The organism is Psychrobacter immobilis, from assembly GCF_003148585.1.
GTDB classification, from domain to species: Bacteria; Pseudomonadota; Gammaproteobacteria; order Pseudomonadales; family Moraxellaceae; genus Psychrobacter; species Psychrobacter immobilis.
The window spans coordinates 329924-343312 of record NZ_QGGM01000003.1 but is presented as its reverse complement, the minus strand read 5'-3'; the positions used below and the strand labels follow the sequence as shown (position 1 = coordinate 343312).

Annotated in this window: 10 protein-coding genes and 1 tRNA gene; 8 read left to right on the top strand and 3 right to left on the bottom strand. The window is 44.1% G+C overall.

What is annotated here, in order from left to right:
- The first annotated feature begins 118 nt into the window (after positions 1-118).
- Complete coding sequence (locus C8D84_RS04780) at positions 119-1147, top strand: serine/threonine protein kinase (protein WP_109590450.1); 1029 nt, start codon at positions 119-121, stop codon at positions 1145-1147.
- Between the two features lie 115 nt (positions 1148-1262).
- Here the strand turns inward: C8D84_RS04780 and C8D84_RS04775 are convergent.
- The 3 genes from C8D84_RS04775 to C8D84_RS04765 form a co-directional block, all read right to left on the bottom strand.
- Positions 1263-1347, bottom strand: a tRNA-Leu gene (locus C8D84_RS04775).
- A gap of 215 nt (positions 1348-1562) precedes the next feature.
- Positions 1563-3386 carry a sigma 54-interacting transcriptional regulator gene (locus C8D84_RS04770; RefSeq protein ID WP_109590448.1) on the bottom strand — a complete coding sequence of 608 codons (1824 nt, stop codon included), beginning with the start codon at positions 3384-3386 and terminating at the stop codon, positions 1563-1565.
- 62 nt (positions 3387-3448) lie between these two features.
- On the bottom strand, positions 3449-4864 hold the full coding sequence (locus C8D84_RS04765) for a two-component system sensor histidine kinase NtrB (protein ID WP_109590446.1): 1416 nt from the start codon (positions 4862-4864) through the stop codon (positions 3449-3451).
- Positions 4865-4999: 135 nt separating this feature from the next.
- Here C8D84_RS04765 and rimO point away from each other — a divergent pair, with 135 nt between their 5' ends.
- The 7 genes from rimO to rseP all read left to right on the top strand — a co-directional run bounded on the left by rimO (position 5000) and on the right by rseP (position 13159).
- Entirely contained in the window at positions 5000-6607 is a 1608-nt protein-coding gene (gene rimO / locus C8D84_RS04760) for a 30S ribosomal protein S12 methylthiotransferase RimO (RefSeq protein ID WP_109590444.1), read from the top strand.
- Between the two features lie 228 nt (positions 6608-6835).
- Positions 6836-7561 carry a UMP kinase gene (gene pyrH / locus C8D84_RS04755; RefSeq protein WP_045444979.1) on the top strand — a complete coding sequence of 242 codons (726 nt, stop codon included), beginning with the start codon at positions 6836-6838 and terminating at the stop codon, positions 7559-7561.
- A gap of 136 nt (positions 7562-7697) precedes the next feature.
- Positions 7698-8252: a ribosome recycling factor gene (gene frr / locus C8D84_RS04750; protein WP_045444983.1), complete on the top strand. Its 555-nt coding sequence runs from the start codon at positions 7698-7700 to the stop codon at positions 8250-8252.
- Positions 8253-8565: 313 nt separating this feature from the next.
- Positions 8566-9324, top strand: coding sequence for a polyprenyl diphosphate synthase (gene uppS / locus C8D84_RS04745; RefSeq protein ID WP_109590443.1), 759 nt, complete (start codon positions 8566-8568; stop codon positions 9322-9324).
- 201 nt (positions 9325-9525) lie between these two features.
- Positions 9526-10335 carry a phosphatidate cytidylyltransferase gene (locus C8D84_RS04740; RefSeq protein WP_045451791.1) on the top strand — a complete coding sequence of 270 codons (810 nt, stop codon included), beginning with the start codon at positions 9526-9528 and terminating at the stop codon, positions 10333-10335.
- Between the two features lie 153 nt (positions 10336-10488).
- Positions 10489-11697: a 1-deoxy-D-xylulose-5-phosphate reductoisomerase gene (gene ispC, locus C8D84_RS04735; RefSeq protein ID WP_109590442.1), complete on the top strand. Its 1209-nt coding sequence runs from the start codon at positions 10489-10491 to the stop codon at positions 11695-11697.
- 85 nt (positions 11698-11782) lie between these two features.
- Positions 11783-13159 carry an RIP metalloprotease RseP gene (rseP, locus tag C8D84_RS04730; protein ID WP_109590440.1) on the top strand — a complete coding sequence of 459 codons (1377 nt, stop codon included), beginning with the start codon at positions 11783-11785 and terminating at the stop codon, positions 13157-13159.
- Positions 13160-13389 lie beyond the last annotated feature (230 nt).

Sequence of the window (13389 nt, the reverse complement as noted above, 5' to 3'; positions counted from 1 at the left end):
TGTCGTCTTGTCATGATGATTAAGCTCATATGAGTAAATATAGAGTTACTATAGCTTATTCTAAAACAACTGTGCTAATTGATGACACGCCCTAGTTATATAGAGGTATCACTTTACCATGAAACATAATGCCAGTAATTCCTCTAATGCAAAAGCGTGTGCAAAACAAGCATTACAAATGCAAGCGCAGCAAATGTTGCCAATATTGACTGCGTTATTCTTAAGCTTGAATTATAGCGAGATTTCGCATCAGCGTATCAGCCAGCAAAGTAACAATAATAATAACGAGAATGACTACCAAGGCTTGACGCGTGCCCAGCATCCACAGTTTGGTCGAGTGATGATTAAATGGCAGTTAACGGCTGCTACCAATCAAAATTTGGCTGGCTTAACCCATGAAATCGGTATTCTAAAATCTATCAATAATTTATCAGCCAATCAAAAGAGATTTCAAGACAGTCTGTTTGCTATTGCTCCGCCAATACTCGCTTATGAAACTCTAAGGGTAAAGGTATTAGATCAGTTTTCGCAGCTGACGATACTTACCATGCCATATTATCCCAGTGGTAGCTTAGCAACTCAGCTTAATGTTCGAAATCATTCGTCATTAAATTTTCAACGAAAGCATCATTTTATGGTGCAATCTGCGCACCTTATCGCCACTCTACATAGCGCTGGCTGGCTACACAATGATATTAAGCCTAGCAATATTTTGCTAGATGATTTTTTGCCAAATCATGCGGATGATAGCTGTATCAAGGCTGATTTATTGTTAACCGATTTTGCCTTAGCAGAATGTCTTAATGCCCCAACTTTGGCAAGTCCTGCTGGTACACCTGCGTATCTTGCCCCTGAACGCTGGCAAAGTCAGAGTGCGACAGTGCAAAGTGATATCTATGCGTTTGGCATCATGATGGTTGAAATACTAACAGGCAAGCGACCGTTTCAAATAAGTGTTAACAGTAACGACAAATTAAAAGCATGGGCGATTCAGCATTGCCAACAGCCTATTCCAACCTTACCGTTAGAATATAGTCACTATCAATGTATCATTAATAAAGCATTGGCAAAGCGGGTGGAAAGAAGGTATCAGAATATGAAGCAGATACTTTTAGATTTAGAAAGTATTGACAGGTCATGGCTCTAAGCAAATAAATCGGAAAATATAAATCCACCACACTCTAAATACAAAAAGAACAGACACAAAAAAACCTGCTAAAAAGCAGGCTTTGATATTTGGTCTAAGATGTACTATCCGAAAATGGTGGGGCTGGAGAGACTCGAACTCTCACACCTTGCGGCGCCAGAACCTAAATCTGGTGCGTCTACCAATTCCGCCACAGCCCCATTTTCCGTTACTCTATCATTATTAGTGTTTAAACTCAAACACAATATAGACAGTTAACTGATTCGGTAGTGCGTCTCAGTGGTTGGCTATTATATAGAGTTTGAAACGTTTGGCAACCCCTATTTCCATTTATTTTTAATTATTTAGCATTTATTTTCACTTATATTTATAAGTTATTGATATTAATGGTATTCATGTTTATGGGTTTGCGCCTTTAATAACGATTATTTTGTCCTTCTTCTGAAGAAATATCTAATTGCTGTAATTTGCGTGTCAGGGTATTGCGCCCCCAACCGAGTAAATTAGCAGCAGCGATCTTTTTGCCACCACTATGGTTGAGCGCCGCCGTCAATAAAACGCGTTCAAACTCAGGGGTTGCCGTCTGCAAGATATCGGTTTCTCCTGTTTGTAGAGATTGCTTAGCCCAAGCAGCCAACGCTTGTTGCCAACTTGAACTGTGGGAGTGAGGGCGTATTTGGTCATTGTGAGTCATAGTTTGTGAAGGCTGACTTTGCTCTTGATACTCTTCTAAATCAGACGAGATATTTTCAAGTAGCTCTGGTGGCAAATCATCCACCATCACGGTGTCGCCTGTGGCCATCACCGTCAACCAAAGGCAAACATTCTCAAGTTGGCGGACATTGCCGCGCCATTCAAAAGCCTGCATGATATGTAGTGCTGTCGGATGCAGCTGTTTCTCTGCACTGTTCATCTGTTCAGCAGCGCGCTGCATAAAATAATGGGCTAATGCTGGAATGTCTTCAGGTCGTGTCCGTAATGGTGGCAGGGGCAAGCGAATTACATTAAGGCGATAAAATAGATCTTCACGGAATTTGCCTTGTTTGACCAGTTCTTCTAAGTTTTGATGAGTAGCGGCAATGATGCGTACATTCACTTTGACCGGCTGCTGTCCACCGACGCGAAAAAACTCACCATTAGCCAGTACTCGTAGCAGTCGAGTTTGGGTGCTATAAGGCATATCGCCAATTTCATCTAAAAATAATGTCCCACCATCCGCTTGCTCAAAACGCCCTTGTCGCGTCGTCGTCGCACCAGTAAACGCCCCTTTTTCGTGACCGAATAATTCAGATTCAATCAAATCATGTGGAATGGCGGCCATATTTAGGGCAATAAAAGGTTGCTGGTGACGCGGTGAATGCTGGTGCAGCGCACTGGCGACCAACTCTTTACCCGTGCCTGATTCACCAGTAATCAGGACAGTAATGGGTGAGTGTGCCAGTCTGCCAATGGCACGAAACACCGTCTGCATCGCTTGTGATTGCCCAATGATGCCGCTCGGATTGTCATTAGCACTGATGGCAGGTTTAACTTTAATTTTAGGGCTGGATGTTTTATTGGTTTGGCTGATCAGAGTAGCCTTGCTAGCAAGCTTGGATCTGGTATTGGGTTTTACCTTGATATTTGGTAAAGTATCTGATGAATTTTTGGTAACGGTCTTCGGAGTAGGTTCAGGAGTAGAGTTTGCTGCCGCCGCTGCCAGCATATTGGGCTGATAATTAATGGCTTTATAAATCGTGACGACTGCATCATCTAAGTCAAAAGGTTTTGGCAGATATTCAAAAGCACCTGTTTGATAGCTATTAATAGCAGAGGTGAGGTCAGAATGCGCCGTCATAATGACAATAGGCAGCTTAGGGAAATGCTCATGTACCCAGTCACTAAAAGACAACCCGTCCATCATGGGCATACGAATATCAGTCAATATCACATCGGGCAACTGAGCGGCTGATTCCTGCTGTTGCAAAATATCGTTGAGGCGTGTCCACGCCGCTTGTGCTTGAGTAAAGCTAATAACGTTTAAGCCGGCATCTTCAAAAGTATCTGCCAATACCAAACGCAGGGCTGCATCGTCATCGATGAGCCATAACGTTGCAGGGTTAGCATCAGGTGCATTATTGACCGTTACTTTTGTAGCTTGATTATCAGACTCTCGGTTACTAGATTCTTGATTGTCTGATGTTTGGGCAGAGCCTTGATTGTCGCTGTTAGATGTGGCGTTGTCATTATATGCAGTCATTTATCAGGCCTAATAAGCAAGTGATTCAGGGTGATTGTTTCATAGGTTAGGTACTGGCTGTTTTAAGCATGGTGCACTGGCTGATTGAAAGGCAAGTACAGCGTAAAACTGGTGTGTTGGTGGTTGTAGTCATTTTTAACACTGTCGTTAAGGTTTTTTGATTGTTGGGAGCTCACGTCAATCATACCATGGTGATGACTAATGATATCTTGCACGATAGATAATCCTAGCCCGGTCCCTGCGGCACGGCTGGTCACCATTGGGAAAAATATCTGTCCGATCAATGCCGGATCAATGCCTGAACCGTTATCGGTAATATTGATTTGTAGCACTTGCTTATGCTGTTGCCCAGCAATGGTATGTTGAAAGGCAATGCGAGTTTGAATGTGTAGCGTTGGCTTATAACTGGTGCTGTCGTTATTGCTCATTTGTGAAGTGAAAGGCTGTCGCGCCTTAGGCTCGGACAACTCTCTTTGCTGCAGCGTTTGCTCAAACTCAGTCATCGATTCACAGGCATTATTAATCAGATTTAAAAACACCTGTATTAGCTGATCTTTATCAGCGCATAACTCAGGCAGTGACAAATCATAATCGCGCTGTAGCGTCACTTGCGGATATTGATTGACGACCAAAGATAAAACATGCTCCAGTGGCTCATGGATATTTAGCGTTTGCCAATTTGGTAATTGATTGGAGCCAAGAAACTTGCCAATAAGGTGGGTTAGACGATCCGTTTCTGAAATAATGATATCAGTATAATTGCGCAGTTTTTCAGCCGTTTTTTGCAGGTGGCTATTCGGGTTTACCAGAGGGTTTGTGCCAAGAATAGCAGGAGAGGCACTATTAAGAGGCGAGGTGTCACTGAATTTGATGAATTGCCGCTGTAATAATTGCGCCGCCCCGCGAATACCGGCAAGCGGATTTTTGATTTCATGAGCGACCGAGCGCAGCATATGACGGGCAACATTATATTGTTGCTGTTGGCGTTGCTCCTCTGATATACGACTTTGGCGATCCTTGCCCCACATCTCAATAATAAAATAAGGTTGTTGCTCATAAATGACAGGGGTCACGCTATAATCAACTGAGAATGATAAATTACCATTTAGCGGTGTGCTGATAAGGTGATCATGATCGATAAAGGGTTGTTGATACTGCTTTGCTTGCTGAAATCGTTCTTTCAAAGAGCACGGTTGTTCATGGATATCTTCACCACTACTTTTATCGACAGTTACATGGTTATCACTGTCATGATTGCTATCGGCTGATTTCAATGCTTTGGATGTTTCGGATGCAAGCAGTGTCAATATAGACTGACCCAGTAAGCGTCCACTACTAATAGCGAGTAGTTGTTCGGCTTGGGCATTTAGCCAAGTGATCGATAAATCATCATTGATCCATAAAATAGCGGTGAACAAATGCTGTGACATAAATGCTAAGTCAGGTGTCGGTTTTACGGTTGTCAAATGGGTTGTCATGGCTATTGCCTAGAATAAAAGAAGACGCGATATAATATTTAACCATAAATCAACACTATAGAGCGGCAAAACTGGCGATTTTTGCAAAAAAAACGTACAATGCGCACAGCCAATTTATCTCTAGCAAGGTCAGCCATGCCCAACACTTCTACCGAGTCGGTTAATACGACTGTTACTACCTCACCGTCAACTTCTACGCCAACAGATTCTATGTTAAAAGACACTGCCACCGTTTTTAATCCTGCCAAACCAAATATAGCACAAGACAATCAGGCAGATGTCAGTCAAGCAAACACTAACCAACCTTACCATCATAAAGCCAATCACAATCAAAACCGTAGCATTGAGCAAAGCAGCGATGTGACTTCAGGTGCTTTATCGACTGAAAATGCGCCAGTGAGCGCAGCGCCAAAGATTGGATTTGTGTCGCTTGGTTGCCCAAAAGCCTTGGTCGATAGCGAGCGCATTATCACTGAGCTTAGCCGCGATGGTTATCAAGTGGCGAGTGATTACGAAGGTGCAGATCTAGTTGTCGTGAATACTTGCGGTTTTATTGAGTCAGCAGTACAAGAGTCGCTTGATGCCATCGGCGAAGCGATTAGCAAAAACGGTAAAGTCATCGTCACAGGTTGCTTGGGTAAAGAAGCAGATAAAATCCGTGAAATGCATCCCGCTGTATTGGCAGTAACTGGCGCTCATGCTTATGATGAGGTCATTAGAGCCGTTTCGCTGCATGTGCCCAAGCCTGACCGCAGTCAGGACGCTGGTTATGATCCAAAGATAGATTTGATTAATGAGGCGGGTATCAAATTGACCCCAAGCCATTATGCTTATCTAAAAATATCAGAAGGTTGCAACCATCGTTGTACTTTCTGCATTATTCCAAGCTTACGTGGCGATTTGGATTCACGTCCGATTGATAGCGTCATGAATGAAGCACTGGCGCTGAAAAATGCTGGCGTGAAAGAATTGCTTATTATTTCGCAAGATACCTCTGCTTATGGACTGGATTTGAAATATAAGACCAGTTTTTGGAATGGCATGCCGTTGAAGTCGAAGTTTTATGACTTGTGCCAAGCCTTAAATGACTTAGGCATTTGGGTGCGCTTGCATTATGTCTATCCATATCCGCATGTCGATAAAGTGGTTGAGCTAATGGGCGAGAAGAAGCTACTGCCTTATCTCGACATTCCGTTTCAACATGCCAGCCATCGCATCCTAAAAGCGATGAAACGCCCAGCGCATAGCGAAAACACCTTGGCGCGTATCCATGCATGGCGTGAGATTTGCCCTGATATCGTCATTCGCTCAACCTTTGTGGTGGGCTTCCCTGGCGAGACAGAAGAAGATTTCCAATGCTTGCTTGATTGGTTAGTAGAAGCTCGCCTTGATCGCGTTGGTGCGTTTACCTATTCAGAAGTCGAAGGCGCAGTGGCTAATGACCTGCCAAATCATGTGCCAGAAGAGATTAAGCAAGAACGCTATGAGCGTTTGATGACGCTGCAACAAGACATCTCAGCGCAAAAGCTACAAGAGAAAGTCGGTAAAACCTTGATGGTATTGGTCGACGAAATTGATAGTGAAGAGGGCGTTGCGATTTGTCGTAGCTATGCTGACGCACCAGAGATTGACGGTCATGTCTATGTCGATGACATTACTGCTCAAGTTAAAGTCGGACAATTCCTAACGGTCACGATTGACGACGCTAGCGAGTATGATTTGTTTGCCAGTTACAAAGGCTAAGCAGTCACTGTAGCTGATTAGTCACTACAATATACGAGTGAAAATTGCCCAATCGCGGGCAGTTTTTGCTACAATTAGCGCAATTTAGCCTTTTTACACGTTTGTCATCAGTTGCGGTGCTTCCTATATAGTACCTCGGTGATGACACTTCGAGTAAATTCGAAGGCAAACTCTATTTGTGTTTTACCGCTCATTTTAATTATAATTTAATGCTAACAAGGTGACCTCATGTCTGACAAAAACCCGCGTTACTCTCGTATCTTGCTGAAACTCTCTGGTGAAGCCTTAGCTGGTGGCAAAGAGATGGGAATTGATAGCGAAGTGCTCGATAAGATGAGCTTGTCTATCGCCCATTTGCGTGGTCTTGGTGTTCAAGTCGGTATCGTGGTCGGCGGCGGTAACTTATATCGCGGCGCGCAGTTGCAACAAGAAGGCTTAGTCGGCCGTGTGACTGGTGATCAAATGGGTATGTTAGCAACCGTTATGAACGGTCTGGCGATGCGTGATGCGCTTGAGCGCCGCAATATTAAAACCCGCTTGATGTCAGCCTTGCCAATTGGTGAAGTGACCGAAAGCTATAGCAGCCGTAATGCCATTCGCTATCTCAAAAATGGCGAAGTATGTATCTTTGTTGCTGGTACGGGCAATCCTTTCTTTACCACTGATACGGCAGCTTGCTTACGTGGTATTGAGATCGAAGCGGGCTTAATTCTAAAAGCCACCAAAGTTGATGGCGTTTATGACAAAGACCCAAGCTTACATGACGATGCAGTTAAATATGATGGTTTAACTTTTGATGAAGTATTAGAGCAAAAACTTGGCGTGATGGATTTAACTGCCATTGCCTTATGCCGTGAGCACAACGTGCCGCTACAAGTGTTTGATATGACCAAGCCTAATGCGTTATTAAACGTCATTATGGGCGAAAATGAAGGCACACGCGTTTATCACTGATTTGCCTGAATGCTCTAAATATTAATACGAGAATACCAGTCTTTAATAACTACCAGTCGCTAATAATTAGTAGTGAACACCCGTATATTTACTAACAAATGAATGATTTATCGACAGCGATAAATAAGGATATCTAATGATCAAAGAGATTAAGCAAGACGGCGAAGCGCGCATGCAAAAAACACTGGAAGCGCTTGAGAGCACTTTTAGCAAAGTCCGTACAGGGCGCGCACATCCGGGTATGTTGTCAGGCGTGATGGTTAGCTACTATGGGTCGCCTACACCTTTGAATCAAGTGGCGAGTGTCAACGTTGAAGACTCACGTACGCTCATGGTTCAGCCATTCGAGCGTACCATGGTACAAGCAATCGACAAGGCCATTCGCGAAGCAGATTTGGGTCTCAACCCAGTGACCGCAGATGTGATTCGTGTACCGATGCCAGCATTGACAGAAGAGACACGCCGCGACATGCAAAAGCTTGCGCGTGGAGAAGCCGAAAGTAGCCGTGTTTCTATCCGTAATATTCGCCGTGATATGATGAATGACATCAAAGAATTGGCCAAAGAAAAAGAGATCTCAGAAGACGACGAGCGCCGCGCCAGTGATGACATTCAAAAAATCACTGACAAGTATATCGAAACCATCGATAAACGTTTGAGCAAAAAAGAAACTGACTTGATGGACGTGTAAAGCACTGGTTTTTTCGATCATTTTAGAAAAAATCCGTTATGTCATATCCTTATAATAAGCAGCCAATCTGTCAGTACTATTGGCTGCTTATTATTGTGTAGACGGTACCGATAATAGCGTCAATATTATATCAATCGGATACGGTAATAGGCTTGCTCAGATTTGTAAACTGTATTTTATAAGCGTTATCTTGCAAACTAAATCACGCCCATAGACGGGTTTATGATAAGTTTGTGAATTATGGTTATGACGCTTTCTAATCGTTATCGCAGCCGTTATTATTATTTTACCTTAACAATAAGCACTTTCGCCTATGTCCACTTCAGCCGTTTTGGCTCCTGATCTTCTTCCACGCCATATCGCTATCATCATGGATGGCAATAATCGTTATGGTAAAGCCAATGATTTGGGCAAAGGCCAAGGGCATGTGGCTGGCAAAGATGCACTCGATCCTATCGTCGAGTATTGCGTCAATACGGGTATCGAAGTATTAACGGTATTTGCATTTTCTAGTGAGAATTGGCAACGCCCGCCCAGTGAGGTGGCACTACTCATGCAACTGTTAGCCTCGACCATTCATGAGCAAATACCACGCATGAATGAGTATCGTATTCGTCTGCGTTTTATTGGTGACCGCAGTCAGCTGAGTGATGATTTGCAAGCATTAATGGCGGACGCTGAAGCGAAAACAGCAGACTTTAAAGCCATGACTCTAGTCATCGCTATCAGTTATGGTGGGCAATGGGATATTGCCCATGCGGTAAAACAGCTGGCGCAGCAAGTAGAAGCTGGTCAGTTACGTGCTGATGATATTAACAAAGAATTGCTCGGTAACTATGTGCAATTAGCAGATGCACCAGCAGTAGATATGCTGATACGCACAGGCGGTGAATACCGAATTTCTAACTTTTTATTGTGGCAGTCAGCCTATGCTGAGCTATTCTTTACCCAGACATTATGGCCGAACTTCGCAGCCGATGAGCTGTCAGCAATGGTAAAAGAGTTCGCTCAGCGGCAGCGCCGTTTTGGCAAAACCAGTGAGCAGATAGTGATAGAGCAAGCAAGTCGTTAATGGTGTTAAGCATTTGCCTGTTATTTTGTAAAGGAAAAAGCTCTTACAAAGCCGCTATCGTATAAGTAGTTAATATTGCTTGTTTGTGAAATAATAAACCGCGTCAATAAGCGTCAACTGCTATTAGTGGGCTATTGTAGATTAGCTGCTATAATGCACGTTTTGACCATGCGTTTTTCATTATTATAAGGCTCAATAAGTATGTGGCAACGAATTAAGACGGCAGTTGTTCTCGTTATTATCGTTGGTATTGCAATGTTTGCGAGCCAAACTCCTATTTTATTTGCACCGCTGTTAGCGATTGGCGTCATTATCGCTGCTCACGAATGGACTAAGCTGATGCCCAAGTGGCGTCATCCTGCGCTGTTTGTGCTATTGGTTTTGGTGTTGACCCTAGTATCACTCATGTTTAAAGTGACATGGCTGTTTTGGTGGGTGGCTTCATTGGCTATATGGCTAATGGCGCTGTCTTGGGTGCGAGTGTTCCCGACTCATACCAATTGGTATGGCAAAAAACTGGCATTGATGGGTGCGGTGATATTGACCGCATCGATTACGGCGATGTTTTATTTGTGGCAATTGTCAGCATGGTGGTTGCTCTATGTGTTTCTCTTGGTCTGGTGTGCAGATAGTGGCGCTTATTTTGTGGGGCGTAAGCTCGGTCGTCGAAAGATGGCACCGAACGTCTCACCCAATAAAAGTATGGAAGGGCTGGCTGGTGGCTTGGTCACTGGTCTGCTCGTGGTCATTGCCATCAGTGTATTTAAGTTGCAATTGACGGGTGTGCCGTTAGTCGCATTTGTAGCATTATCAGCCTTGACCATTTTAGCCTCGGTACTTGGCGATTTATTTGAGTCAATGCTTAAGCGCCGCGCTGATGTCAAAGATTCAGGAACGATTTTACCGGGGCATGGCGGCGTGCTTGACCGTATCGACTCACTGCTCTCTGCCACACCGATATTTGCGCTTGGTTTTTGGGCGATACAGCAGTTAGGTTTGATAGTGGTTTAGGACTGAAAAAATAATTCATAGACGATGATACGCCCTAATTATAGTGGTTAAGATGAGTGACTCATCAATACACTGGATATCCTCCATCTCTTATTTATCAGACGTTTTGTCGATTTCTTATTTAATTTTTTAGAGCATCATTTACAGGCACCGATGGTTATGACGCAACGCATCGCCGTACTAGGCGCGACAGGTTCGATTGGCGATAGCACGTTAGCAATATTAGCGGCGCAACCACAGCTTTACACGGTCTACGCTCTGTCAGGCTATCACCGTTTAGACAAGCTGTTTGCACTTTGCCAGCAGTTTTTGCCAAAGCGCGTGAGCGTACCGACCGCTGCAGTCGATGATTTTGCCCAGCGACTCCGTGCGGCAGGTCTTGACATCGATGTGGTAGGCGGCGAGGCAGGGCTGGTCGACATTGCCACTGATTCGCAGACGGATACCGTTGTCGCTGCGATCGTAGGCGCAGCTGGTCTGCCTTCTACTTTAGCCGCTGCTCGTGCAGGTAAGCGTATTTTACTGGCGAATAAAGAAGCGCTGGTAATGGCAGGACAAGTGATGATTACTGCTGTCAAAACGCATAACGCTACTTTGCTGCCGCTTGATTCTGAGCACAATGCTATTTTTCAGTGTTTACCACTGGCTATTCAGCAGGACAATACCCAAATCCATCAGCCAAATCACGGCGTGCGCAAGTTATGGTTAACGGCCTCTGGTGGACCGTTTTTGCAAAAATCGTTTGCGCAAATGCAGCACGCGAGCGTCGCTGAAGCGGTCAAACATCCAAATTGGTCAATGGGTCAAAAGATATCCGTCGATTCAGCTACGATGATGAATAAAGGGCTTGAGCTGATTGAAGCCTGCCATTTGTTTGATTTGCCTGAAAATAAGATAAATGTGGTGATTCATCCACAAAGTATCATTCACTCAATGGTAGAATATAGCGATGGTAGCTTTTTGGCGCAGCTCGGCAGTCCCGATATGAAAACGCCCATTGCCCATGCGCTCAGTTACCCTGATCGTATTGATAGTGGCTCGCAGCCGTTAGACTTATTTGCGCTCAATGGTTTAGAGTTTATTGAGCCTGACTTGCAAAAATTTGCCTGTTTGCGTTTGGCAAGACAGGCGATGCAAGCGGGCACACAAGCGACGATTGTTTTAAATGCGGCCAACGAAATTGCCGTGGCGGCGTTTTTGGCTGGGAAAATTCGCCTGACTGACATTGCTGATATCAACGAGCAGGCTTTGAATGATATACAGCTACCACCGTTAAACGAAACGGCTGACATAGAAGATATTCTAGCAATTGATAAAATAGCACGTCACCTGACGGACAAACTTGTGGCAAAGTTGGTGTAACTGTATCAACAACTGCGTCGTTAAAAAACGATGTTAATAAAAGATGCTAAGAAAGAATGCTGAGAAACCATACTGAGAAAAGATCATGACGTTTTTATTAACGCTCCTTGCGGCAATATTTGTCTTAGGTCCGCTTATTGCCTTACATGAGTGGGGACACTATATCGTCGCTCGTCTTTGCGGCGTTAAAGTATTGACCTATTCTATTGGTTTTGGTCCCAAACTCTTTGGCTGGACGAGCAAAAAAAGCGGTATTGATTATCGCATTTCTGCTTTGCCACTTGGTGGTTATGTCAAAATGCTCGATGAGCGCGAAGGTAAGGTAGCAAAAGCTGAGCAACATTTGGCGTTTAATCGTCAGCATCCACTAAAAAAGATTGCGATTGTTGCGGCTGGTCCTATTATGAACTTTATCATTGCTATTGCGCTATTTTGGGTGTTATTTATGACGCCATCAGAGCAGCTGGCGACCAAGATTGGGCAGGTACTACCTGATACGCCTGCTGCTATGGCACAGTTGCCAGTTGGTGATAAAATCGTTGCGATTGATGGGCATGAGGTACAAACGTGGGAAGGCATCAACTATCGGCTTGCTGGACGGATGGGCGAGACGGACAATGTCAGTATTACTCTGCAATCAGAGACACAAGCTGATAATGCAATCAAAACTTATCAAGCGCCCGTAACTCAGTTTATGCAAGGCAGCGCGCAAGGTAAAGATGCGTTGACCAGCTTTGGCATGCTGCCATGGCAACCAGATATTGCACCGATAGTAGGTGATTTGACCGCTGATGGTGCCGCCAGTCGCCAAGGACTAAAAGTAGGCGATCGTATTATTGCTATCAATGATCAACCAATTAAAGATTGGCTCAGTGCCACTCGTATCATCCGTGACAGTCCTGAAACTTTGCTGAATTTCACAGTATTGCGTGATGGTAAACCTGTACAGCTTCAGATTATGCCGCAAGGCAAAAAAGACAATTTGGGTAACGATTATGGGCAAATTGGTGCTATGGTGGCACAGTCCGAAATTGTTATTCCTGACGCTTACAAGACCACCGTAGTTTATGGCCCTGGTGAGTCATTGGTGAAATCATTTGAGAAAACTGAACAGCTTGTAGTGATGACCGTCAGCTCAATGGGTAAGATGCTATCAGGCATGATTGGTTTGGATAATTTGTCAGGTCCGATTACCATCGCCAAAGTGGCCAAACAGAGTTTTGATATCAGTTGGCAGATGGTGTTATCGACGGCGGCTTTGATTAGTTTGAGTCTTGCTGTATTAAATCTTTTGCCCATTCCTGTATTGGATGGCGGTCATATTGTGTATTATCTTATTGAATTGATTCGTGGTAAGCCACTCTCGGAAGGGGTGCAAATGATTGGACTAAATATCGGTTTACTCTTGCTGGCAGGTTTCATGGTGTTAGCAATTGGTAATGATATCAGTCGGCTGTTTTGACCAGCGAATCGCTAATATGATCGATAAGGCACGAGATACTAATGGTTTTACGCCTATTATGGGATGATTATGACCATGATAGGTAGCATGCTTTGTATCATGGCCTCTGTACTAATCGTAATTTTTAGTTTATTTTGTGATGCATTTTATATAAAGTGTTCTGAGTCTGCTGCGTATGCGCTTAAATTTCATGCGAGATGCGCTAGACAATATGGGCTTTTTAACTTAAC